Source organism: Streptomyces rubiginosohelvolus (assembly GCF_014649875.1).
Taxonomy (GTDB): Bacteria; Actinomycetota; Actinomycetes; order Streptomycetales; family Streptomycetaceae; genus Streptomyces; species Streptomyces rubiginosohelvolus.
The window spans coordinates 277862-302646 of sequence record NZ_BMTW01000008.1 but is presented as its reverse complement, the minus strand read 5'-3'; the positions used below and the strand labels follow the sequence as shown (position 1 = coordinate 302646).

Genomic DNA, 24785 nt, shown 5'->3' with positions numbered 1-24785 from the left:
GTGCGACGGGCCCAGGCCTACTCCGCGCCCGCCAGCAGCCGGTCCGCGACCCGGGCCGCCGCGCCGCCGTCGTCCAGGTCGCAGTAGTCGCGGCGGAAGCTCTCGTACGCGTCCGCGTGGCGGGCCGCCGACGCGCCCGTGTCGCGCAGGGCCTGGGCCACCTCGTCCGTCGTGACCAGCAGCGGCCCCGGCGCCCGGGTCTCGAAGTCCAGGCAGAAGCCGCGCACGGTGTCGCGGTAGTGCTCCAGGTCGTACGTGTGGAAGAGCATCGGCCGGCCCGTCAGCGCGAAGTCGAACATCAGCCCCGCGTAGTCCGTCACCAGGACGTCGGCGATCAGGAGCAGCCCCGCCGCCCCCGGGTGGTGCGAGACGTCGAGCACGCCGGGCCCGGCCGGGACGCTGCCGGTGACCCGGGGGTGGCGGCGCACCAGCACCGTGTGGCCGGGGCCGAGCGCCCGGGCCAGGGCGTGCGGGTCGAGCGCCGGATCCCAGCGGTACGGGCCGGGGGCCGTGCGATCGGGGGAGGCGGACGGGGGATGGGCCAGGTGGTCGCGGTAGGTCGGGGCGTACAGCACGACGCGGTGCTCCTCCGGTACGCCGAGCGTGCGCCGGATCTCTTCGGCGGCCTTGTCCCGGTCGGGGGCGCACAGCACGTCGTTGGCGGGCGATCCGGCCTCCAGCACCTCGCCGTCGTACGACAGCGACCGGCGCAGCAACGGGGTGGCGAAGCGGCTCGGGGAGATCAGTACCGACCACTGGGCCGACCGCTGCGGCAGGGTGGCGAGGTGCTGGTGGTCGGCGTAGAGGGAGTCCGCCAGACCGGAGCCGAACCGGCCGAGCGGGGTGCCGTGCCAGGTCTGGACGACCGTCTGCCCGGACCGCCGCTCGAACCAGACGGGCAGCTGCTCGTCCGTGACGATGCGGCGGGAGCGGGCCAGCGCCTCGTACCAGGCGGCGCTGTGCACGGGGACCGCCCGCGCGCCGGGCGGGACGTGGGTGGTGCGGCCGGGGGTGGTACCGGTGACCCACAGATGCTCCGCGTCTGTGCCCCGGCGCACGAGTTCGGCGTGGACGGCGCGCGGGGAGTCGCCGCCCGCGTAGAGGACGGTGTCGCGGAGGGGGAGCGGGAGCGTGCGCGATGTGCGGGGCGTGCTGGGCGTGCGCCGGTCGGAGGAGAGCGCGCCGGGCGTGCGCGGGCCGGGGTGGTGCGCGGCGCGCAGGAGCCGCCTGCTGTACGCGCTCTGCCCCGCGGCCGGGAGGTCGGGCGGAGCGACGACGGAGAGCCGGTCGCCGTGCCGCCGCTCCAGGCGCAGCGCGTCCTCGCCCCCGCCGCAGGGCAGCCGCGCGCCGGCGGAGCCGAGGACGTGGACGGGGCGGCCGTCCAGGCGGACCTCCCAGCGGCCCTCCGGGAGCTGCGGGGCGATCAGCGCGGAGAAGCGGAGGGCGGGGCGGGTGCCCGGGGTACCCGGAGTGCCGTGCGCGTCGATCACCTCGGCCTCCGCGACCGGGATCACCTCGTGCAGCGTCTCGTGGCGCAGGACGAGACGCGCGCCGGGCGCGTCCGCCGTCCCTGCCCCCGCTCCCGGAGCCGACGGGGCGTACGTCCCCGAGATCCGCAGGCCCCCCTCCGGAGTGGAGTCCACCCGGTCCACGTACGGCGGCCCCGCCAGGTCCAGCACCAGGTCGCCCGCCGCGTCCGCGTACGCGGGCGGCGGCAGGTCCGGGGCGGCGGGCAGCGGGACGCGGGTGCCGTCGTCGAGCAGCAGCCGGACCTGCCACCGTGGCGCGTCCGCCGCCTCGACCTCGCGGGGGGCCCGGTGCACGGCGGGCGGCACGGCGGCGAGTTCGGCGAGCGGCACCCGCACGGTGAACGCGAGCCCGTCGGGCCGGGGTGCGCCACCGCCGGGCCCGGCGGTGCCCGCGTCCGGCCGGGGTGCGCCACCCTGCGGCCCGGAGCCCTCCCCGTACGCCACCTCACAGGAGTACTCCTCGCTGTCCTCGCGGGTCAGCACCACCGCCGTGGCCCTCGTCGTCCCGTCGAGGAGCCGGCCCGCGATCTCCAGCGAGGCCCCCGCCGTCCCGGCGGCGACCGTCCGGTGGCCCTCGGCCCGGGCCCGCAGGCGTGACACCGTCAGCCGCAGCCGGCCGCCCCGGAAGTCCAGCACCGCCCGCCGCCCGTCGCCGAGGTCGTGCACCAGCGGCTGGTCCGCGCCCGCGTCCTGCGCGCGCACCGCGACCCGGCGGACCGTCCCGGGGGCGGCGAGCACCAGGCCCACCAGCCAGCCGGCGCCCTCCGCCGTCGCGGGCAGCCTGTCCGGGTCGAGGACCATCTCGAAGCCCGCGTGGTCGTAGCCGTGCAGCTCCTGACCGGAGTTCACCGTCGCCTCGGGTGCGGGAACGGACCGCACCGGCACCGGCCGCACCGCTCGTCCCCGCTCCGCCCGGACCATGCCCACCGTCAGCCGCCGGTGCGCCGACCCGGCGGGGAGGTTGCGCAGATACGCGTAGCCGCGCAGCCGCAGCTTCCCGTCCGCGCCCCACCGCGCCTCCAGGAGCCGTGCGACCGCCGGGATGTCCGTGCGCGCGAGCCGGGCGCTCGCGCCGCGCACGCCGGGGTACACCGCTCGCCGTCGCCCCGGGAGGCCCTCGACGGCGAACGTGCCCGGCCCGTTGGCCCGTTCGAAGGCGAGGACCGCCAGCAGGTCCGCCAGGCGTCGCTCCCGTACCAGCTGCCACTTGATGCGCAGCTCCACCGGCAGACCTTCCAGCACCTGGGGACCCGCCCGGTCGACGAAGGCCCCCGCGCCCTCCAGGAACGCCGTCCGGTACGCCTCGCCGCCCATCGGCAGGCCGTCCAGGAAGTACCCGAAGTCGTCGCGGAGGCAGGACGCGTCGTACGCCCGCCGCTGCGCCGCGCCCCTGCCGCCCAGGAACGCGCTGACCTGCTCGCACGCGGCGATCCGGTCCCGTACGCCCGTGACGTCCGTACGCCGCCGGGTGATCGAGCCCTCGCGCACCCGCCAGTAGTAGACGTGCTCGGCGAGGACGTCGACCGAGCCCGCGAGATGGTGCGCGGGGATCATGACCGGGGTGTCCTCGTACAGCCTGCCCTCGGGGAAGGCGAAGGCGTGCGCTTCCCAGAAGGACCGGCGGAACACCTTGTTCCACGCCACCCGGTCGGCCAGCAGCCGCGGGTCCCGGGTGATGTGCGTACGCGACCGGGGGCCCGTCAGCCAGCGGTACTGCCAGGCCTGCTGCCGCCCCTGCCCGGTCAGCCGCCACACGTTGCCGGTCACCAGATCGGAACCGCTCGACTCCAGCGCGGCCGTCATCCGCTCGTACGCGTCGTGCACGACGACGTCGTCGCTGTCCGCGAACGCCAGGTAGGGCACGGTGGCCGTGGTGTGCCGGACGCCGGTGTTGCGGGCGGCGCTCAGGCCCGCGTTCGGCTGCCGCACCAGGCGGAAACGCTCGTCCCGGGCGGCGAACTCCGCCGCGATCCGGCCGCTCGCGTCCGTCGAACCGTCGTCGACCATCACCACCTCGATCGCGTCGAGGGTCTGCTCCGCCACCGACCGCAGGCAGTCCTCCAAGTAGTCCTCGACGTTGTGGACGGGGATGACGACGCTGAGGAGCGGTGGCTTCATGTCCTGGTCAACAGAGGCCGGGTCCCGGGGTCACCGCCGCTGACCCGAACGGGTGAATGCGGGGCGTCCGTACCCCGCCTCCCGGATTACGCTCGGCTGCCATGCCCTCCCGAGCTTCCGTGAAGCGGTACGTCCGCAGGCAGGTCATGCGGGCCGCCTACCGCACCGACCTCCGCCGCCCGCTCGACCCGAACCTCGCCGTCTACGGCGCGTACTGGAACCGGGGCGTCGCCTGCAACCCGGCCGCCATCCACGCCAAGGCCCGCGAACTCGCCCCGCACATCAGGGGTGTGTGGGCCGTCTCCTCCCGGCACCGCGACCGGATGCCCCCGGGCGTGCCGTACGTCATCGAGGGCTCGCGCCCCTACTGGCGGGCGATGGCCACCGCCACCTACCTGGTCAACAACTCCAGCTTCCCCGGCGGGTTCACCAAACGCCCCGGTCAGCGCTACCTCCAGACCCACCACGGCACCCCGCTCAAGACGATGGGCCTGGACCAGCGGGCCTACCCCGAGCTGGCCCGGAAGGCGGACTTCGCCAAGATCTCCGCGCACGTGGGCCAGTGGGACTACAGCCTCTCCGCCAACCCGCACAGCACCGAGGTGTGGGACCGCGTCTACCCGGGCCCGTACCAGCGGCTCGACCTCGGCTACCCCCGTAACGACGTCTACTTCACCGCCACCGCCGAGGACATCGCGAAGATCCGCGCCGAACTCGGCATCCACGCGGACCAGACCGCACTCCTCTACGCCCCGACCCACCGCGACTACCGCGAGGGCTTCGTCCCGGACCTCGACCCCGAGCACCTGGCCCGCGAACTCGGACCGGATTACGTGGTGTTGGTGCGCGCCCACTACTTCTACGGCCGGTCCGCCGGACTGGGGAGCGCGCCGACCGGACGCGTCCTGGACGTCACCGCGCACCCCCGGGTCGAAGAACTCTGCCTGGCCGCCGACGCGTTGATCACCGACTACTCCTCGCTGGCCTTCGACTACGCCTGCCTGGACCGCCCGATCGTCGTCCACGCCCCCGACTGGGACACCTACCGGACCACGCGCGGCACGTACTTCGACCTGCTCTCCGGCCGGCCCGGCGACACCCCGGGCGCGGTCACCGCCACCTCCGACGAGCTGGTCGAGGTGTTCCGTGCGGGGGAGTGGCGCTCGCCCGCGGCGGCCGCGCTGCGCACCGCGTTCCGGGAGCGGTTCTGCCCGTACGACGACGGGCACGCGGCGGAACGGGTCGTACGGCGGTTCTTCGCCGTCCCCTTTGCCCCGCCCAGTCGTTGATTCCGACAGCTCACGCACACCGCCAGGTTGGGAGACGTCCATGCACCGGTCCGCCTACGAGCAGATGGAACTCTGCATCCAGGAGTACCTGCCCGTCGAGGGGCCTGCCTCCGGCAAGGGCGCTTACCGGGTCGTCGACCTGGGGTCGCGCATCTCCGGCAAGCAGACCCGTACCCACCGGGCGCTCCTCGCCGGGCACTCCATCGACTACTTCGGGGTCGACGTCCAGGACGGCCCCAACGTCGACGCGGTGATGAAGAAGCCGTACCGCATCCCCGCCCGCTCCAGCAGCGCCGATGTCGTCCTCTCCGGGCAGGCGTTCGAGCACATCCCGTTCTTCTGGGCCTCGATGCTGGAGATCGCCCGGATCCTGAAGCCCGGCGGACACGCGTTCATCACCGCCCCCTCGCGCGGCCATGTCCACGACGCGCAGGACTGCTGGCGCTACTACCCCGACGGATTCCGCGCCCTCGCCGCCCACTCCCGGCTCGAACTGGTCGAGGCCTACACCGACTTCCCGCCGCAGAAGGGCATCTGGCACGACTACCGGGCCATCGACAAGAAGGCCGCCTACTGGGGCGACTCCGTCGGCGTCTTCCGCAAGCCGCGGCGCTACCCCCGGCTGACGATGTTCGTCGTACGGGAGTCGGCGGTGTGGTGGGCGAACCGGGTCGGCGGCGTGGACGGCGTCCCGCTGCCCCGGCCGGTCGACGGCCGCGACCGGTGCGGCAGGCCCGCCACCGCCCCCGTACCCGAGCCCGCGTCCGAGCCGGACTCCGTGCCCGCCCCGGCGCCCGCCCCCGGAACCGCGCCGGAATCAATGGCAGGTTGACGAAAAGTGACATGAGCCGCAAACCGCGCGTACTGTCCCGGGGCATGGCTTGGCGCAACGCCGTCAACGGCGTCCTTCAGCAGCTCACCGGATACCAGCTCAGGCGGGTCCCGGTGCCCGCCGCCCGCACCGCCCCCGCCGGTCCCGCCCCGGCGGCGGCCCCCGCACCCGCCCCGAAGCCCCAGGCGAAGAAGCCCGCCCTCGCTTTCCCGGCGGACTACGACGACGAGGCGAAGGACATCATCCGCGCGGTCAAGCCGTACTCGATGACCTCGCCGGAGCGGCTCAACGCCTTCATCCTCGCCACCCGGTACATCGCCCGGCACGACATCCCCGGCGACATCGTCGAGTGCGGTGTCTGGCGCGGCGGTTCGATGCAGGCGTGCGCCCGGACCCTGCTGTCCGTCGGGGAGACCGAGCGCGATCTCTACCTCTTCGACACGTACGAGGGGATGACCCCGCCGACCGCCGAGGACCTGCGGCGCGACGGCCGGCCGGCCCAGGAGCTCCTGGACGCCCAGGGCAAGGACCGGCCGATCTGGGCGGTCGCGTCGCTGGAGGACGTCAAGGCGGGCTTCGAGAACGTGCCCTATCCGAAGGAGCGCGTGCACTACGTGCAGGGCCGGGTCGAGGACACCGTCCCCGGGCAGGCCCCGGAGCAGATCTCGATCCTGCGCCTGGACACCGACTGGTACGCCTCCACGAAGCATGAACTGGAGCACCTGTACGACCGGTTGGTCCCGGGCGGGGTCCTCCTGATCGACGACTACGGCTACTGGCAGGGATCCCGCCAGGCGGTGGACGAGTTCCTGGAGAAGACCGGTGAGCGGCTCCTCCTGCTCCGCATGGACGAGGGCCGGATCGCCGTCAAGCCCTGACCCGGCCCTTCGCAGTCGTGCCGAGCCCCGTGCCCTCCCGGTGCGGGGCTCGAACGCGTCACCGGCGCGCCCCCGGGCGCCCGACTCCGCCCCTCCCGTCACCCGAACGGACCCCCTCGGGTGACCGGTCACCACGGCGCGGGTTGTACCCCATGGCCCCCGGCGGGCCCCTCCACGCCCCCCGAAGCCCCAGTCCCCGGAAGGATCGTGCGCCGCGATGGCACCCCGTCTCACCGTCGTCGTCCCCCTCTACAACGTCGAGGAGTACCTCGGTGCCTGCCTGTCCTCGCTCGCCGAGCAGACCATGCCGGACCTGGAGGTCGTCCTCGTCGACGACGGCTCCACGGACAACGGCCCGGCGCTTGCGCAGGAGTTCACCGAACGCGATCCCCGCTTCCGGCTGCTCCGGCAGGAGAACGCCGGGCTCGGCGCGGCCCGCAACGCCGGGGTTCGGGAAGCCCATCCCGACGCGGAGTTCCTGACGTTCGTCGACAGCGACGACGTCGTCCCGCCCGGCGCGTACGCCCGGATGCTCGCCGAACTCGACCGGTCCGGCTCCGACTTCGCCACGGGGAACGTCCTGCGGCTGCGGGCCAACGGGGATCTCGAACAGTCCCCGATGTTCCGCAAACCGATGGAGAAGGCCCGCCCGGCCACCCATGTCACCCGGGACTGGATCCTGCTCGGCGACCGCATCGCCTGCAACAAGGTCTTCCGCCGCACCTTCTGGGACGAGCACGCCTTCGCCTTCCCGACGGGCGTGCTGTACGAGGACATCGCCGTCGTCCTCCCCGCCCACTTCCTGGCCCGCTCGGTCGACGTCGTCGAGGAGCCCGTGTACCACTGGCGCGACCGCGATGGTTCGATCACCACCCGGCGGGCCGTCCCCCGGGGCATCCGCGACCGGGTCGCCGCCGTGACCACCGTCAGCAACTTCCTCGCCGAGCGGGCATCCGAAGGAGGGGCGGCCGAAGGCGGAGGGGCGGCCGAGGCCAAGCGCCGCTACGACGCCCATGCGCTCTCCGGTGACCTGTGGCTGTTCATCGAGGCCCTGCCGGACGGCGACGCGGAATTCCACGAAGCCTTTCTTGAGCACGCCGGCGCGTTCGCCTCCACCGTCGAACCCGGCGTCCTCGCCTCGCTGCCCCTGCATCTGCGGGTCAAGTGGCAGCTCATCCGCGAACGCCGCCTCCCTGAACTTCTCACCCTCCTCGCCGACGAGAAGAAGGACCAGGACACCTTCCACGTCCGCGGACTGCTCCGCCCCCGTGCTCACCACCCCGCCGTCCGCGACCCGCTGCCGCCCGCCGCCACCGCCCTCACCCCCGCCGACCTGCCCGTTCACGCCCACCTCACCGAGGCCGTCTGGCGGGACGGGCTGCTGCGCCTGACCGGGTACGCCTATGTGCGCAACGCCCCCGGCGGAACCCCGCGCCTGGGCTGGCTGCGGTCCGGGAAGCGGCTGATCCCGTTGCGGCTGCGCCCTGTCGGCGGCGACGAGGCCACCGCCCGGTCCGGCCGCTCCCTGCACCGGTACGAACGTGCCGGGTTCACCGCCACCGTCGACCCGCGCAGGCTCGCTGGGAAAGCAAGCGGCGGCCGTACGACGTGGAAGCTGGAGGCCGTCGTCGTCGGCGCGGGCCGGCCGCGCCGCGGCCCCATGCGGCTCGTCGGCACCCCGGCCCCGCCCGCCGTGACGTACACCGACGAGCGGACCCGGATCGTCCCCGTCCTGTCCGGCAACAAGCTGGAGCTGCGCACCGAACGCGTCGCCGCCGTCCTCACCGGGCAGTCGGCGGTCGAGGACGCCGTCCGCCTGGAGGTGAAGGTCCTCGGCGACTCCGGTCCTGTCGCCCTCCGGCTCACCGAGTGGCGCACCAAGGAGACCCGGGAGTTCGCCCTGCGCGGCTCGCTCGGGTCCCGGTCGGCGGACATCCCGCTCAGCGCCTTCCGAGGGCAGGACGACATCTGGGGCGTTCAACTCATCGGAGAGGGACAGCCGTTGACCGTCGCCTCCCCGTCCGACGGCCAGGACGGGCGCTACGCCCTGCCCGGCGGACGCGAGGTGTACGCGGCGCCCAACCCCTCCGGCGACCTCGTCCTCACCGACCGGGCCGTCCAGCCCGTCGTCACCTCCGCCGTCTGGGAGGGATCGGGCGAACTGGTTCTCGAAGGGGCCTTCCCCGAGCCCACGGGCACCGCCCACGAACTCGTCCTGCGCCACAGCGGCCACCACGAGGAAGCCGCCGTGGAGGCGGAGCGGGGCGAGGGCGACGGCTTCCGGGCCGTCATCGCACCCGCCACCGTCGAAGGGCCCGGCGGAGCGCTGCCGCTCGGCGAGGGGCGCTGGTACCTCTTCCTGCGCACGCCGGGGGAGCGGGACCCGGAGGCGTACCGGCCGCTCCGGCTGAGCACCCCCCTGCACAGCACCCTGCCGCAGCAACAGAGGCAAAATCACAGAGACTTCACCCTCCAGCGGCGCTACCATGACCGGCTCGTCCTGGAATCCGGCAGTGCCCTGCCGGCCGCCGACCGAGGGCCGTACGGGCAGCGCGTCCGACGCGAGCGGTACGCCGTGGTCCGTACCGTCGCCCCGGCCGCGACGCGCCCCGCCGTCCTCTACTCCAGCTACGACGGCCGCCAGTTCTCCGACTCGCCCCGTGCCGTCCAGCGCGAACTCGCCGCCAGGGAAAAGGACATCGAGCACCTGTGGGTCGTCCGCGACCAGCAGGCGGCCGTGCCCGACGGGGTCCGGCCCGTGGCCCTGCACAGCGCCGAGTGGTACCAGGCGCTGGCCCGCAGCCGCTGGATCGTCACCAACACCCACCTCCCCGAATGGTTCGAGCGGGCGGAGGGCCAGTGCGTCGTCCAGACCTGGCACGGCACCCCCCTCAAGCGCATCGGCCGCGACCTCGCGGGCAGCCCGCACGCCGACGCCGCGTACATGGCCTCCATGGAACGCCGGTCCGCCCAGTGGAGCGTGCTCGTCTCCCCCAACAGCTTCTCCACCCCCGTCCTGCGCCGCGCCTTCGGCTACGGCGGCGAGGTCCTGGAGTGCGGCTACCCGCGCAACGACCTGCTGTACGCCTCCGACCGGGCCAAGGTCGCCGCCGCCGTACGGGAACGGCTCGCGATCCCCGAGGGGCGGCGCGTGGTCCTGTACGCCCCGACCTGGCGCGAGGACCAGCCCCGGAAGGGCGGGAAGTACGCCCCCGACCTCCACCTCGATCTGGAGCAGGCCCGCGAGACCCTCGGCGACGACCATGTCCTCCTGGTCCGGCGGCACTACCTCGTCGGCGGCAGCGTGCCCGACACCGACTTCGTCCGGGACGTCTCCCGCCATCCGGACGTCGCCGAACTCCTCCTGATCAGCGATGTGTTGGTGACCGACTACTCCTCGATCATGTTCGACTTCGCGCAGACCGGCCGCCCGATGCTCTTCCACACCTACGACCTGGCCCACTACCGGGACACCCTGCGCGGCTTCTGCTTCGACTTCGAGCACCGCGCCCCCGGACCCCTGATCCCCGAATCCGCCGGGATCGTGGCCGCCCTGCGCGACCCGGAGGCGGCCACGGCCGGGCACCGGGAGGCGTACGAGCAGTTCCGGGAGGCGTTCTGCGACCTCGACGACGGGACCGCCGCCGCCCGGGTCGTGGACCGGATGCTCAAGAGCGATGGGGCTGTCGAGGGGGAGCGGGCATGAGCGACTTCAGCTGTGTGATCACCGGCGGCGGGGACGGCGAGGGCCCGGGCGGGGCCGACGCCCTGCGCGCCTCCGTGGAGTCCGTCCTCGGCCAGTCGATGCGCGGCTCCGAGGCCCTCGTCGTCCTCGCCTCCGCCGCCGGCCCGGTCGTCCGCACCGCCGCCCGCGCTCTCGCCGCCCGCGCGCCCGAGCGGGTCCGCCTCGTCCACGCCGACCCGGCCGCCCGCACCACCGGGGCCCTGCGCAACGCGGGCCTCGACGCGGCGACCGGCCGGTACGTCCTGGTCCTCGGCAGCGGCGAACGGCTCCAGAAGCACGCCTGCCGCAACCTCTGGCAGGCGGGCGAGACCAGCCGCGCCGACCTCGTCGCCGGCCGCTGGAGCCGGATCACCGACGACAGCGGCAAGGAGCGGGAGCCGTCCTGGCAGGGCGAGCTGTTCGCCCGCTCCCGCACCCTCTCCCGCTTCACAGAAGCCCCCCAGCTCGTCGTCAGAGACGCCCTGGTGACCGGATTCTGTCTGCGCCGCGAGGCCGCCCGACGGCACGGGCTGCGCTACGAGGAGGACCTGGCGCACGGCGAGATCCTGTTCGGCCCGCTCGCCGCCGCGTCGGTCGGCCGGATCGCCCTGGTCCGCCGGCTCGTCGTGACCGGCCGGGCCGTCCCCGACCGGGCCCGCGACCTCGTCGCCCTGGTCGAGGCCCACCGCCGGGTCGCCAACACCCTCCTCGCGCGCGGGCTGCCCGAGCTGCGCGAGGAGCGGGAGACGGCGTTCCACCGGGACCATCTGGTGCCGCTGGTCCGGTCCTTCCCCGCCCTGCCCGCCGTCCGCCGCGACCGGGTCGCCGCCGCTGCCGCCCGCACCTTGACCGGGCCCGTCCCGCCGGACCTGCCGCCGCTGGAGCGGGTCGCCGTGACCCTGCTGGGCCGGGGCGACGCCGAAGGGATCCTGGCCGCGGCCTACGCGCTGAGCCGGCCCGCCACCGTGTGCGCGCCGCTGACGACGGGCGCGGACGGCCGGGTCGGCTGGGGCGGGGAGGCGGAGGAGCCCGTCGCCGACATCACCGAACTCGGCCACCAGTACCGCAGGTTCGGCGAGATGCGGCTGATGAACCGGCTCACCCGCTGCGCCGCCGCCGACGGGGGACGCCTGCTCCTCGAAGGCCGTCTCGTGCTGCCCGGGCCCACCGGACCCGGCCCCGGCGCCCCCCTCACCGCCACCCTGGAGTTCCGGGCCCGGGGCGGGGCGCGCGCCGTCGCGTTCCCGGCGGAGGTGGTCCGGCACGACGCGAACGGGATCACCTGGCGCGCGCGGTCCGACGTCTCGCGCCGCCTGCGCCCCGTCGGCGTCCGCGACACGGCGTGGGATGCCCGGCTGATCGTGGAGGCCGGCGGGGTCCGGTGCGTCAGCGACCTGTTCGCCCCGCAGGACCAGGTGGCCGGGGCGGTCCGCTTCGCCGCGCGGCCCCGGCTCGGGCGGCTCGCCGGGGACACCTGGGAGCCCTACATCACGCTCAAGGACCACTTCGCGCTCCGGCTGACCGCCCGCCGCCGCCCGGCCCGCACCGCCCACCGCCTGATCCGCTACGCCACCCGCTTCCGGCCCGCCCGCAAGGCCAAGCTCCTCGTCCGCGCCCTGCGCAAGCGCCTCGACCGCTACCGCTCCCGCGGGTTCAAGGCCCCCGCCTACAACACCTGGCTCACCCGCCTCCCCGTGCGCCGGGGCTCCGTCGTCTTCGAGAGCCACATGGGCACCTGCTACGGCGACAGCCCGCGCGCCCTGTACGAGGAGATCCGCCGCCAGGGCCTGAAGCTCCACGCCACCTGGTCCTACGACCCGTCCCCGGCCGGATTCCCGGACGACGCCCGCCTCGTACGCCGCTGGTCCTGGCGCTACCTGTGGGCGCTGGCCCGCGCCGAGTACTGGGTCGACAACCAGGGCTTCCCACAGCATCTGCGCAAGCCCGGCCACACCACGTACCTCCAGACCTGGCACGGCTCCGCGTACAAACGGATGGGCTTCGACGAGACCCGCGTACGGCTCCAGAACGCCCCGCAGCGCGAACGGCTCCAGCAGGCCGTCGACCGCTTCGACCACTTCCTCGTCCGCTCCGAGCACGACGTGACCACCCTCGCCCGCGCCTACCGGCTGCCCGAGGAGAGGCTCCTGCGCACCGGCTATCCGCGCAACGACGCCCTGATCGCGGAGCGCACCCGGGCCGAGACCGAGGGAAGGCTGCCGCGCCCGCCGCTCGCCGGGGCGCTCGGGCTCGACGACCACAAGAAGACCGTGCTGTACGCCCCGACGTTCCGGGGCGGTCCCGGAAAGCAGCGCAGGAGCCGACTCCTGCTGGACGTACGGGAGTTCGCGGAGCGATTCGGTGACACCCACACCCTGCTCGTCCGCGCCCACTACCTGGAGTCGGCCCGGCTGCCGGTCTGCCCGCCCGGCACCGTCGTCGACGTCTCCCGCCACCACGACGTCAGCGAACTGCTCGCCCTCACCGATGTGTTGGTGACCGACTACTCCTCCATCATGTTCGACTTCGCCCTCCTCGACCGGCCCGTCGTACTGTTCGCCCCCGACCTGGAGGCGTACGCGTCCGAGCGCGGCAGCTACTTCGACCTGCGGGAGCAGGCCCCGGGGCCGGTGGCCGCGACCCAGGACGAGCTGTTCGCCGCCCTCGCGGAACTGAAGAAGTCCGACACCCGGTACGCCGGTCAACGCCGGTCCTTCGCCGAGCGGTTCGGCGCCTACGACCAGGGCGACGCGGCCCGCGCCGCCGTCGCCGCCGTCTTCGGGCCCGCAGCCTCCCGGGGCGTCCGCCACACCACCGACCACGACCGGGGGGCCGGCCGATGAGCCGCGACATCTTCATCGTCTCCAACAGCACCGACGAACTCGGCGGCGTCACCGCCTGGATGCACCAGACCGCCCGCCTCTTCACGGAGCAGGGCCACCGGGTCCACACCGTCGGCATCCACGCCTCCGACCTCAAGATGACGCTGCCGCGCCGGCCCGAGCACCCCGTCACCGCCCTCTACACCGCCCACCCCCCGACCCCCTGGACCCCCCACGGCGTCCGCGACCGCTTCCGCATCCCCACCCGGCGCAAGGAGGCCGCACGGGTCGCCGCCAAGAAGCAGGCCGTCGGGCGGCTCTCGGAGCTCTTCGCCACCGCCCGGCCCGGCGCGGTCGTCATCGTGACCCAGGTCTGGGCGATGGAGTGGGTCGGGGAGGCCGACACCACCGGGCTGCGCGTCATCGGGATGAGCCACGAGTCCTACGACTACTCCCGCGCGAGCCACCGCTACCGCTGGATCAAGAACCACTACAAGGACCTCGACCACTGGCTCGTCCTCACCGAGGAGGACGCCGACCGGTGGGCCGGGGACGGCATGAACAACGTCGGCTTCCTGCCCAACGCCCTCTCCCGGCTCCCCCTCGTGCCCTCCCCGCGCACCGCGAAGACCGTCGCCAGCATCGGCCGGCTCAGCGACCAGAAGGGCATCGACCTGCTGCTGGACACCTGGGCCCTGGTCGCCCCAGCCCGCCCCGACTGGACGCTGCGCGTGTACGGGGCGGGTGAGGACGAGGCCGCGCTGAAGGCACAGTGCACGGGCCTCGGCCTCGACGGCTCCGTGGAGTGGATGGGCCGCACCGACGACGTGGAGCGGGCCCTCGCGGACGCCTCCGTCTTCGTCCAGTCCTCCCGGGGCGAGGGCTTCCCGCTGGCGCTGCTGGAGGCGATGGCCGGCGGGGTGCCGTGCGCCGCCTTCGACTGCGCGCCCGGGGTGCGGGAGATCGTCCGGGACGGCGAGGACGGGCTCCTCGCCCCCGCCGGGGACGTCGCCGCCCTCGCCGACCGGCTGCTGCGGCTCACCGGCAACCCCCGGCTGCGCGACGCGATGGGCGCACGCGCCCGCTCCGGCGTCCAGCGGTTCTCCGAGCCGGAGACCCTGCGCCGCTGGGAGGAGCTGTTCGCGTTCCTGGAGCGCTGAGCGGAGTTCCTGAAACGCCGCCGAGCCGACCCCGGTCGTACGGGCCGGGTCAGCCCCCGACGGCCGCCCCGGCCCCGTCCTGCGCCGGCAGGGCCGCGGGCGTCCGGCGGGCGGAGAACGGCACCGGCCGGGGCAGCCCGTCCGTCTCCCCGAGGAAGACCCGCCGCACCACCCGCTCGGCGGCGTACCCGTCGTCGTACGGACAGAACCGGGCCCGGAACGCGGTCCGCAGCTGCGCCGAGCGGGAGCCCCGCCAGTGGTCCGTGGCGAAGATGTCGAACAGCTCGTCCTGGCTCCGGGCGACGACGCCGGGCGGGAACGCCGTGATGTCGAAGTACGTGCCCCGGGCCGCCTCGTACGCCTCGATGTCGTCCAGGTGCAGCACCACCGGGCGGTCCAGGTTGACGTAGTCGAACATCAGCGAGGCGTAGTCGGTGAGCAGGGCGTCCGAGGCGAGTGCCAGCGTCTCCGCGGACCGGTGGGCGCTCACGTCGATGATCCGGGGATGCGGCGCCCGGCCCCTGCCCCCCGGACCGGCGGGGCGCGGCGCCCGGGCCAGGATCACGAACTGCGGGCCCAGGACCCGGACCAGCCGCTCCAGATCGAGGGAGGGCCGCTGGACCCGCCGGTAGTCGCGGGGGACGGGGGCGTACAGCAGGGCCGTGCTGCCCTCGGGGATGCCCAGGGTCTCGCGCAGCCGCGCCACATCGGCCGGACCGGTGCGGTGGTAGACGTCGTTGCGCGGTGAGCCGTACTCCAGCGTCGTGTACGCGGACGGATAGGCCCGCTCCCGTACGAGGGTGGAGTGCGGGTTGGCCGAGAGGGAGAAGTCCCAGGTGTCGACCTGGCGCAGCAGCTCGTCGAAGTCCGTGCCCCGGGCGGCGGCGGGCCGGTCCAGCAGATCGGTGCCCACGGTCCGCAGCGGCGTGCCCTCGTGGGTCTGCAGCAGGATCTGGCCCCGCCGCTTGACCAGCCCCCGGTCGAAGGAGCCGTCGTTCACCAGATACGCCGAGCGGGCCAGCGCGGTCCGGTGGGCGAAGGAGCCGGGCGCCAGATGCCGGGTGCCGGTCGGCACGGTGTGGGCGTCGACGGGGCGGCAGATCCAGGCCGTCCGCAGCCCCGGCACCAGCTCGCGGACCTTCGCCTCGATCGCCGCCGGGCTGCCCGCGTACCCGCCGCCGCCCCGCGTCGTGAACACCGCGTCCCGGGTGCGCAGCGGCAGCCGCACCTGGATGCGGTAGTGCGCCCGCAGGGCCGCGCCCCGCACCGCCCGGCGCAGGGCTGCCGCTCCTTTCCGCAGCCGGCCGCCGAGGCGCTGGGCCTCCGACAGGGCCCGGTAGGTGCGCCGCGCGCCGAGGTGCATCAGGCCGTGCCGCAGCAGCGCGCGGCGGGGGGCCGGGGCGCCGGGGGCGTGGTAGCGGCGGCAGGAGGCGGTCGCCCGGCGGAAGAACGCGGCGCGGCTGTGCAGCGGCAGCCGGTCCCGGGAGGCGAACAGCGCCGAGAAGTGGTCCAGCATGCGGCGGAACATCACCGGCCGCCACAGGGCGAGTTCGGGGCGGGAGTCGATGAACGCGAAGACCCGGTCGTACTGGTCGAAGACGTCGAAGTGCTTCTCGCTGGTGGTGGAGAGGATGTTGCCGCGCCGCCGCTGCCGGTAGGAGACGCAGACCGCGTCGAGGACCGCGATCGAATCGGCCGCCATCAGGACCGGGTAGGTCCAGGGGGTGTCCTCGTAGTAGCCGGGCGGGAAGGTGAACCCCTCGGCCTCGACGAACGCGCGGCGGTACGCCTTGTTCCAGACGACCATGAGGAGTTGCAGCAGCTCGGGGCGGTCGGTGAGCCGGAAGCGCTCGGGGCCGCTCTCGTCGAGATGGGCGGCCAGGACGTTGCGGACGCTGCGGCCCGTCCAGTACGTACGGGCGTAGTCGTACATCAGGACGTCGGGCTCGCCGGTCGTGTCGATGCGGTCGGCGATGGTCTGGAGGGCGTCCGGCAACAGGGTGTCGTCGCCGTCGAGGAAGATCAGGTAGTCGCCGGCCGCCCGGCCCATCCCGGCGTTGCGGGCCGGGCCGAGGCCGATGTTGCGGGGCAGGTGCAGTGCGGTGACGCGGTGGTCCCGGCGGGCGTACTCGTCGGCGATCGGTCCGCAGGCGTCGGGGGAGCAGTCGTCGATCACGATGATCTCGTAGTCCTTGAAGGACTGGGCCAGCACGGAATCCAGACACGCGTGCAGATACGCCTGGACCCGGAATGCGGGCACGATGACGGAGAACCGGGGCACTACACATCCATGGGTCGATCGTTCGCGGAAATCCAGGCAGAGCGCAAACGTCGGATGGAATGACAGGGTTACGCCGGACGTGGCAATCGGGGGACCCGGACGCCGAAGCGGCCCGGTTCCGGGGAACCGGGCCGCTCCGTGTTGACGTACAGCCGTACGTTTTCGGCGGTGCGCCTTCGAGGGCGTACGGCCGTGCGGTGCGGGCTACTTGACCGCGCCCGCCATCACACCGGAGGCGAACTGCCGCTGGAAGGCGAAGAACACCGCCAGCGGGATCACCATCGACACGAACGCGCCGGGCGCGAGTACATCGATGTTGTTGCCGAACTGGCGTACCTGCTGCTGGAGCGCCACGGTGATCGGCGGCGACTCGGAGTCCGCGAAGATCAGCGCGACCAGCATGTCGTTCCACACCCACAGGAACTGGAAGATCCCGAGCGAGGCGATCGCCGGGCCGCCCAGCGGCATCACGACCCGGGTGAAGAGCCGGATCTCGCCCGCCCCGTCGAGCCGGGCGGCCTCCAGCAGTTCGCGGGGGATCTCCGCGAAGAAGTTCCGCAGCAGGAAGATCGCGAACGGCAGGCCGAACGCCGTGTGGAACAGCACCACCCCGAGCGTCGTCTCGAAGATCCCGATGGTGCCGAACAGTTCGGAGACCGGGATCAGCGCGACCTGCACCGGCACCACGAGCAACCCGACGACCAGCAGGAACAGCCAGTCCCGGCCGGGGAACTCCATCCAGGCGAAGGCGTATCCGGCGAACGACCCGATCAGGACGACCAGCACCGTGGACGGCACGGTGATCATGATGGTGCTGCCGAGCGAGCCGGTGATCGTCGCATTGTCCAGCAGCCGCTGGTAGTTCTCGAAGGTCAGCTCGGACGGGGCGGTGAAGATCTTCCACCAGCCGGTCGCCGCGATGTCCTGCGGACCGCGCAGCGAGGACAGCAGCAGACCGATCGTGGGCATCAGCCAGAACAGGGCGACCAGGACCAGGAAGACCCGCATCACCCCGCCGCCCGCCCGGGCGGCGACCCTGGCTCCGAGAGACTGTCTGGACTTGGGCGCTTCGGGGGCGCCGCCCGGCTGCCGGGTGACCGCCTTCTGGCGGCCGATGCGGGCGGTGTTCACGTCCGGTGCGCTGTTCCTCTCCGGTGCGCTGCTCATCGCCGTCCCTCCTTCCGGATCCGGCGGATGTTGACCAGCATCACCGGGATCACCAGCAGCAGCAGAAGCACCGCGATGGCGCTGCCGATCCCGAGGTCCGCGTCCGTGCCGAACGAGGACCGGTACAACTGGAGCGCCAGGACGTTCGCGTCGTCCTGGGAGGAGCCCGGCGCGATGATGAACACCAGGTCGAAGACCTTCAGTACGTTGATCATCAGCGTCACCAGGACCACCGCGAGCACCGGTGCCAGCATCGGCACCGTGATCCGGCGGAACACCTGCCACTCGTTGGCCCCGTCCACCCGGGCCGCCTCCAGCAGTTCGCGCGGCAGACCGGCGAGACCGGCGGCGATCAGGACCATCGCGAACCCGGCCCACATCCACACGTAGCTGCCGATGATCCCGGGCGTCACGAGGGACGGGCCGAGCCAGTCGACGCCGTTGTACGGCTCGCGGAAGTTGTCGGCGGGCAGCCGCAGTTGGGCCCCGTCGGCGGAGGCGGGCAGGGTGAACACCCCGTCCGCTCCCGCGGTGGCGGTGGCGACGACCTTGCCGTCCTTCACCGCCTCGATCTTCAGGCCCTTGAGCCCCAGTTCCTTCGGGTCGACGACGTTCGGCTTCCCGCCGCCGCCCCGGGTGAAGTCGAGCCACGCGGTACCGGAGATCTTGTCCCCGGAGGCCGCAGGCGCACCCTCGGCCGGCCGTGCGTCGCCCGGCATCTTCGCCGGGGCCACACCGACCAGCGGCACCCGCAGCGGCTCGCCCGCCCGGATCGGCTCCTTGGACACGAACGTCCCGCCGGCCGCCTTCTCCAGGGGGTGGACGGGCAGCGGGCGGGCCTTCGGGTAGCCCGCGGACTCGTTGAACGTGTCGTGCACGCTCACCGCCACCGCGTTGGCGACCCCGCGCTCGGGAGCCTGGTCGTACACCAGCCGGAAGATGATGCCCGCCGCCAGCATCGAGATCGCCATCGGCATGAAGACGATCAGCTTGAACGCGGTGCCCCAGCGGATCCGTTCGGTCAGCACCGCGAAGATCAGCCCCAGCGCGGTGGCGACCGTCGGGGCGAAGACCACCCAGATCGCGTTGTTCTTCACCGCCGTGAGGATCGTGTCGTCGGTGAACAGAGCGGTGTAGTTGTCGAACCCGGCGAAGCCCGTACCGGCCTGGTCGAAGAACGACCGGTAGACCGAATACCCGATCGGGTAGAGCACCAGCGCACCGAGCAGCACCAGCGCGGGCAGCAGGAACACCGCCGCGACGACCCTGCGGGTGCCGGTCACGCTCCGGGCGGGCTTCTTCGGGTCGGGGGACGGGCTCGGACTCGTGTCGTCGGCGGGGGGCGCCGCACCGGCGCCCCCCGCGGTCGCTGTCGTCACGCCGTCAGCTCTTGTACGCCTTGACCGCTTCGGACTCCAGTTTCTTCTGGGTCCCCGCGATGTCCTTCGGGTTCTTCAGGAAGTCCTGGAGGATCTTCCACTCGCCCGCCCCCGGCGTCCCGCCGAACGACTGCGGGGCCTGGTCGGACATGTCGAACCGGACGTCGTCACCCGCGTCGATCAGCGCCTGCGCCATGGTGCGCTGCACCTCGTTCGGGTACGCCTTCAGGTCCAGGCCCTTGTTCGGGGAGATGAACCCGCCCGCCTCGGCCCAGATCTTCGCCGCGTCCGCCGATGCCAGCCAGGTCAGCAGCGCCTGCGCGCCCTTGCTGTCCTTCAGCGCCACCGCCGCGTCGCCGCCGGTCACCACGGGCGAGTCCGCGCCGACCGCCGGGAACGGGAACACCTTGGCGTCCGTACCGATCTTCGCCTCGGTCTGCGCGATGTTGATGGCGACGAAGTCACCCTCGAAGACCATCGCGCCCTTGGGCTGGTCGCCCCCGGTGAAGGTCTGTGTCACCGAGGCCGGGAACTCCGTCTGGAGCGCCCCGTCCGCGCCGCCCGCGATCAGCTCCGGCTTGCCGAACAACTCGGCCAGCGTGGTCAGCGCGTCCTTCACGGACGGGTCGGTCCACGGGATCTCGTGCTTCGCCAGCTGGTCGTACTTTTCCGGGCCGGCCTGCGAGAGGTAGACGTTCTCGAACCAGTCGGTCAGCGTCCAGCCGTCCGCGCCGCCCACCGAGACCGGGGTGACGCCGGAGGCGCCCACCGTCTCGGCGGTGGTCAGGAAGTCCTTCCAGGTCTTCGGCTCGCTCGCCCCCGCGTTGTCGAAGGCCGCGGCGTTGTACCAGATCAGGGACTTGTTGGCGGCCTTGAAGTACACCCCGTACTGGGTGCCGTCGACCGCGCCGAGGTCCTGCCAGACCTGGGCGTAGTTCTGGCCGAGCTGGGCCCGCGCCTCGGGTCCTACCGGCTTGGCCCACTTCTTCGCGGCCGCCTGCTGGATCGCGCCGACCTGCGGGATCATCGCCACGTCCGGCGGCTGCTTGCCCGCGATCTTGGTGCCCAGGAAGTTGATGATCGGGTCCTGCGCCGGGACGAACGTGACGTCCGCGCCCGTGCGCTTCTCGAACTCGTCCAGCACCTTGGTGAAGTTGGCCTGCTCGGGCCCGGTCCAGACCGCGGCGACGGAGACCTTCTCCCCGTCCAGCTTCGGCAGCTTCACCGTGGACGCGCTGTCCGTGCCCTTGCCGGAGTCGTCGCCCGACTTCTTCTTGCCGTCGCCGTCGCCCCCGCATCCGGTGAGCGCCAGGGCGCCGACCGCCGCGAACACGACCGCGGTCCTGCGTATCGAGAAGGTTGTGCGCATTCCTGCCCCGTTTCTTCTCTGCGCGCCCGGCCACGTCGCATGCCCGGACCACGTCGTCCGTGCGCACAGTCCTACGCCCGGCGCACGGGCCCCGCAATACCGCCGGTGGCCTCGAAGCGCTGATCGTGATGGCCTCGTGACGTCATGTCAGGGCATGTCGGAAGCGGGGCCGGGCAGGGGTAGGAGCGGCTCTCCCGGAGTCGGTGTCAGGTGGTGAACGGCACCAGGGCGGGCAGCCGTTCGGCGTTCACCGAGCGGGCCGCGCGCTCCAGGGCACTGGCGAGCAGCGCGAGGTCGGTCGGCCCGTTGCCCAGCTCCCGGACCGGGCGTCGGGTCGGCGGATCGCCCATCCGCTCCCACTCCAGCGGGACGACCGTCGGCCGGAGCGTCGCCGTACGCGGGATGCGGCCGGTGACCCTGCCGCCCTGGAACGGCGTCACCCGGCCGTCCGGGTGCCCCAGCCTGCCCCGGCCCGGGGCCGGTTCGTCCGGGGACGGCGGCAGCACCGGCGCGTCCAGCACGATGCGCAGCCGGGCGCCCCGGGCCAGCTCGGTGTCCTCGGTACGGTCGGGGCGCGCGGAGGTGGCGACCAGATGCACCCCGAGCCGTCCGCCGTCCCGGGCCACGGCCTCCAGCGCCCGCACCACCGAACCGGCGGCGGGCCGGCCGGGGGAGCCGAGCGCCGGGGCGACCAGCGCGTCGAAGTCGTCGGCGAGGACGACGAGTCGGGGCAGCGGGGACGGCCCCGGGTCCGCGGACCGGGCGGCGGCCGGGCGCAGCCGCAGGGTGCCGCTGGCCGGGGAGTCCAGATCGCCCCGGCGCTCGGCACCGCTCGGTGGCCGCTGGCCCACGATGCGGGGGGCGGCCTCCTGCTGAGCCTGCTGCTGCCCGTACCGCTCGTGCCAGGTCGCGAAGTCCAGCTCGCCGAGCAGCTCGGCGCGCCGCTTCAGCTCGCCGCCTAGGGCCTGCGCGAACTCCCGCATCCGGACCGGGTCGGACGCCACGAGATGGGCGAAGACATGCGGCAGCTCCGTACAGGGGAGCAGGCCCTCGCCGCGCTCGCCCTGTTCGCCGCCGGAGCCGTCGACGAGGAGGATGCCGAGCCGGTCGGGCCGGGCCGCGGAGGCGAGCGAGGCGGCGACGGCCCGGAGCAGCTCGGTGCGGCCGCTGCCCGGGGGCCCCTCGATCAGCAGGTGCGGGCCCTCGTCGGCGAGATCGACGCTGAGGGGGCCGCGGGGTCCGGCCCCGAGCACGAGGACGGGGCGGCCGGTGTGGACGGGGGTGGCCGTGGACGCGGTGGTGTCCCCTCGCTCCCGGGTTTCGGCGCCGGACTCCGACCCGGAGCGCTGGGTGCCCAGGTAGGGCGTGCGTTCGGAGTCGCGGGAGTCGAGGGGCGGGTAGGGCGTACGGCCGGAATCGCGGGTGTCGAGCGGGGGATACGGCGTGCGGCCCGAGTCGCGGGCCTCCAGCGGGGGGTACGGGGTGCGGTCCGGGTCGGGGGCGCCCGCGGCCGGGTACGGCGTGCGGCCGGAGTCGTGGTGGGGGGAGGCCGCCGTGCGCTGGGGGCCGACGCGCGGTCCCGCGCTGAGGGTGCGCCCGGAGTTGGGGCTGTCCAGGTCGGCGCGGGGTTGGGGCGCGGCGGCCGCCCGGGGCACCGAAGCGCCCGGCTGGGCCTCCGCCGTGGACGCCCAGCGAGCCATCAGCGACGCCGGAGTGGCGCGGGCAAGACCCAGCTCGTCCAGCAGCCGGGCGGACGGCGGCAGGGCCGCGGTCGTCGGGCGGCCCGCCAGCGCGGCCGAGCCCTCCTCGCGCAGCGGCGCGAGCGCCCGCCCGAACCGCTCGGCCCAGGCCGCCGACACCGCGTCCACCGCGGCCACCGTCCCGTGCCCCGCGGCCTGCCCGCCCGCCGTACGCAGCAGGCGCAACGCCGTGGCCACGTCCCCGCTCAGCATCGCGACGGCCCCGCACTCCCGGAAGGCGATGGAGCCGCGGCAGGCTGCCTCGTACGTCGCGGCCACCGGCGAGGTGGGGGAGGCGGCGGGAGTCTCGGCCAGGCAGATCAGATGGATCCCGGCGGCCGCGCCCGCCCCGGCCAGCCGTGCCGTGGTCTCGCGCAGGAACGCCGTACCCGGGTCGCCGTCCAGGACGACCACCGTGTGCGGGCCCGTATGGGCGCGGGCGGCCTCGGCCACGGCGGCCCGGTCCAGATGCGGCCAGCCGGGACCGAGGGGACCCTCGTCGAGCCGGCGCACCAGCTCGGCCGCCCGGACCTCCGCCTGCTCACGGTCGTACGCGAGGAGCAGCCGGCAGTCCTGCCCGTGCGTCGGGCGCAGATGCGGCAGCCACCCCAGCCATGACCACTCGCGCCGCCGCTCCTCCAGCGTGCGGGAACGGTCCGTGGAGATCAGGACGATCTCCAGGTCGAACGGGGAGTGCAGCGCGGCGAGCTGCGCCACCGTCGCCCGGGCCAGACCCGCCAGCCGGGCGCGTGGACCGGCGAGCCCGAGCGAACCGGCCTCCCGCAGCCCCACGGTCACCGGCACGGCGGGCACCTCGGCCCGGTCGGTCGTGCCGAGCCGCACCACCAGGGCCTCCGGGTGGGCCGGGTGGCGCTCCCAGAGCCGTGGCCCCGGGCCGAGCGCGGTCAGCAGCACGGCCGCGGGGTCCGGCCAGGTGCCCTCGGGGGCGGAGGGCAGCGCGGAGAAGGGGGAGCCGGGGGAGGCCGGTGAGGCGAGATGCCCGGCCCCCGACGGGCCGCCAGCCAGATCGCCGGACCCGCCGGAACCGCGTGCCCCGGAGCCGTACGTACCGGTTCCGTATGCGTCGGAGCCGTATGCCTCGGATTCATACGGAGAGGACCCCTGCGCCCCGGAGTCGTACGCACCGGTGCCGTACGCCGCCTGGGCGCCCGGACCGGCAGGGGTGCGGGTGGACCCGTACGCATCAGCACGCTCCCCGGACCCGGCCTCCGGGCCCGCCGCCGGCTCGGTCTTCGCGCCGCCTTTGAGCCGCCGCGCCCAGGCTCCTATGCCGCGCCGGGGAGCCGCGGTCGCCGCGGCCTCCTCGCCGCGGGCGTGGGCGCCACCGCCCTCATACACACCGGGGCCGGCCTCGGCGTGCTCCGGCCAGGAGGCTTCGGCCGGGGACGAATCCAGGTCTCCGTACGTCCCGGAGGAGGCGGACGAGGCGGCGGCGGGCGCGCCGTACGCCTGGGCGGGGCCCTGGCCGCCGTGGTCGGGGGTGCGCGCGGCGAACGGCGCACCGGTGCCCTGCCCCGGGGCGGCGGCCCCCGTCTCGGCGCGGGTCACCCGCAGGTGCCCCTCGCCGTCCGGGGCCGTCGGCAGCGTCGCCGGACGGGAGCCCGAGGTGAGGCGGAGCGTGGATTCGCCGAGCCGCAGCAGCGCGCCGGGGGCGAGGCGGACCGGGCGCTCGCGCACCTCGACGCCGTCCAGCGAGGTGCCGTTCGTCGAGCCGAGGTCGGCGACCGAGACCCGGCCGTCGTCCGAGACCGTCACCGCGCAGTGCAGCCGGGAGACGTCGGGGTCGTCGAGCGGGACGTCCGCGTCGGCGGAGCGGCCGATCCGGATCTGCCCGCCGTGCAGCAGATGGACGCCGCCCGCGTCGGGGCCGGCGACCACATGGAGCTGGGCCGGAACGGCGTCGTCCGTCGCCTCGTCGTCGCCGGGGACCTGGAGGGAGAGGACCGCGCCGTCCACCAGGGGCGGCTCACCCAGCGCGATGCGGTGCCCGTCCAGCCGGTCCCGCCCGGCGAAGAGCACGACCGCCCCGCCGCCCTGGGAGCTCTCGGGCCCCGACACGGCGGCGGCCAGCTGGGAGGTCACGGCGGCCAGCGCCGTCCCGGCGGGGGCGGTCACGAGCACGTCGCAGGAGCGCGCCGGGGTCTGGCCGCTGCGCGGCGCGAGGACGGTCAGCCGGATCTGCATCGCCGTCGGCGGTCCCTTCTGCGCGGGGGTGCCCGGCAGGGGAAACGCCCTGTGATTCCCCCCACCCGGCACGGACACGTCGTCCGTACAGGTCGTCACGGACCGTGGGACTCCGAGCCCGCAGATCCGTGCTGGAGGCATCCTCGCACCTGCCACTGACAACACGCCCGGCGGTCACCTTTAAATGATCTTGAATGGTCGGCTGTGGGCGCAAAAGTGCCTGCTTGCGTCCGAATCCCGCCGCTCGGAGGGTTTGCCAGGGGTTATCTGCCGTACGCCGGGCGGAAACCCGC

General features: G+C 73.9%; 12 protein-coding genes. 6 read left to right on the top strand and 6 right to left on the bottom strand.

Annotated features, from left to right (window positions below; all coding sequences use genetic code 11):
* Window positions 1–17: 17 nt before the first annotated feature.
* Window positions 18–3647 (bottom strand): bifunctional glycosyltransferase/CDP-glycerol:glycerophosphate glycerophosphotransferase, encoded by a 3630-nt coding sequence (locus tag IE134_RS20245; protein ID WP_189431271.1) that lies wholly within the window; start codon window positions 3645–3647, stop codon window positions 18–20.
* Window positions 3648–3748: 101 nt separating this feature from the next.
* Here IE134_RS20245 and IE134_RS20240 point away from each other — a divergent pair, with 101 nt between their 5' ends.
* The 6 genes from IE134_RS20240 (at window position 3749) to IE134_RS20215 (ending at window position 14352) form a co-directional block, all read left to right on the top strand.
* Window positions 3749–4936, top strand: a complete 1188-nt coding sequence (locus IE134_RS20240) for a CDP-glycerol glycerophosphotransferase family protein (RefSeq protein WP_189431269.1) — start codon at window positions 3749–3751, stop codon at window positions 4934–4936.
* A 40-nt stretch (window positions 4937–4976) separates the two neighbouring features.
* Window positions 4977–5768, top strand: coding sequence for a methyltransferase domain-containing protein (locus IE134_RS20235; protein ID WP_189431267.1), 792 nt, complete (start codon window positions 4977–4979; stop codon window positions 5766–5768).
* Between the two features lie 11 nt (window positions 5769–5779).
* The gene (locus IE134_RS20230) at window positions 5780–6646 is read left to right on the top strand and encodes a TylF/MycF/NovP-related O-methyltransferase (RefSeq protein WP_179888074.1); all 867 of its coding nucleotides are present in this window, start codon (window positions 5780–5782) and stop codon (window positions 6644–6646) included.
* Window positions 6647–6863: 217 nt separating this feature from the next.
* Window positions 6864–10352, top strand: a complete 3489-nt coding sequence (locus IE134_RS20225; protein WP_098894786.1) for a bifunctional glycosyltransferase/CDP-glycerol:glycerophosphate glycerophosphotransferase — start codon at window positions 6864–6866, stop codon at window positions 10350–10352.
* Complete coding sequence (locus tag IE134_RS20220; protein WP_098018130.1) at window positions 10349–13213, top strand: bifunctional glycosyltransferase/CDP-glycerol:glycerophosphate glycerophosphotransferase; 2865 nt, start codon at window positions 10349–10351, stop codon at window positions 13211–13213. Before IE134_RS20225 ends, IE134_RS20220 begins: the two co-directional genes overlap by 4 nt.
* Window positions 13210–14352, top strand: coding sequence for a glycosyltransferase (locus tag IE134_RS20215; protein WP_098894785.1), 1143 nt, complete (start codon window positions 13210–13212; stop codon window positions 14350–14352). Before IE134_RS20220 ends, IE134_RS20215 begins: the two co-directional genes overlap by 4 nt.
* Window positions 14353–14401: 49 nt before the next feature.
* Here the strand turns inward: IE134_RS20215 and IE134_RS20210 are convergent, their stop codons facing one another.
* The 5 genes from IE134_RS20210 to IE134_RS20190 form a co-directional block, all read right to left on the bottom strand.
* On the bottom strand, window positions 14402–16633 hold the full coding sequence (locus tag IE134_RS20210) for a bifunctional glycosyltransferase/CDP-glycerol:glycerophosphate glycerophosphotransferase (protein WP_030708852.1): 2232 nt from the start codon (window positions 16631–16633) through the stop codon (window positions 14402–14404).
* Between the two features lie 204 nt (window positions 16634–16837).
* Entirely contained in the window at window positions 16838–17800 is a 963-nt protein-coding gene (locus IE134_RS20205) for a carbohydrate ABC transporter permease (protein ID WP_189431265.1), read from the bottom strand.
* Window positions 17797–19083, bottom strand: coding sequence for a carbohydrate ABC transporter permease (locus IE134_RS20200; protein WP_030708845.1), 1287 nt, complete (start codon window positions 19081–19083; stop codon window positions 17797–17799). The genes IE134_RS20205 and IE134_RS20200 overlap by 4 nt, the downstream gene beginning before the upstream one ends.
* A 100-nt stretch (window positions 19084–19183) precedes the next feature.
* Window positions 19184–20548: an ABC transporter substrate-binding protein gene (locus IE134_RS20195; protein ID WP_030708843.1), complete on the bottom strand. Its 1365-nt coding sequence runs from the start codon at window positions 20546–20548 to the stop codon at window positions 19184–19186.
* Between the two features lie 206 nt (window positions 20549–20754).
* Window positions 20755–24492: an FHA domain-containing protein gene (locus IE134_RS20190; RefSeq protein ID WP_189431263.1), complete on the bottom strand. Its 3738-nt coding sequence runs from the start codon at window positions 24490–24492 to the stop codon at window positions 20755–20757.
* Between the last annotated feature and the right edge of the window lie 293 nt (window positions 24493–24785).